1 pseudogene is annotated in these 618 nt (G+C 48.7%); it reads left to right on the forward strand.

Going from position 1 to position 618, the window contains the following annotated elements:
* Window positions 1-121: 121 nt before the first annotated feature.
* Window positions 122-618 (forward strand): annotated as a pseudogene (locus tag NC99_RS06010) (hypothetical protein); the annotation flags it as partial.

The raw sequence follows: 618 nt of genomic DNA on the forward strand, positions 1-618 counted from the left end.
GCCCAGCAATTTTATGCCCGGTACCTGTCCTTGGGATGGAAAACCGGGAACGATCAGCGAATTGTTTCCTGGCAAGCCCTTGCACGGAAATGGATGTCAAACAGCAATAAAAATCACAATTATGAAAGACCATTCAATCAAATCGGCGCAGGCCGGTTCAGTGTCCAGGCCAACAAGGATTATTCGGAGCCCTTATGACCAAATTGCCGAACTTCAGGGTGGCGTATTCAACTTCAATTTTCAGCGAAGTGTGCTCTGGATGGAAGAAAAAGGGGAAATGTTATTCGGGGAGAATTTCGTCATTGACCCCGGAGATCTGCCCCTGATCTACAAACTGCTGGTGTATGCTATCGGCGACAAGGAAAACGCAGAAAGGCACGGACTTAGTCTTCGAAAAGGACTGCTGATCTCCGGTCCAATCGGTTGTGGCAAAAGTTCATTGGCCAGGCTGATCAGCTATTTCTGCCCACGGGAGAAGCAGTTTCTGGTCAAGCCCACCCGGGAAATCAGCTTTGAGTTTGAGAAAGACGGTTATTCGGTGATCAATCACTACAGCAAAGGCTCGTATTTTCGGATTGGTGGGCTGCCCGTTCCCAAGGGTTACTGTTTTGATGACCT

It is taken from the genome of Sunxiuqinia dokdonensis (genome assembly GCF_001270965.1).
Classification (GTDB): Bacteria; Bacteroidota; Bacteroidia; order Bacteroidales; family Prolixibacteraceae; genus Sunxiuqinia; species Sunxiuqinia dokdonensis.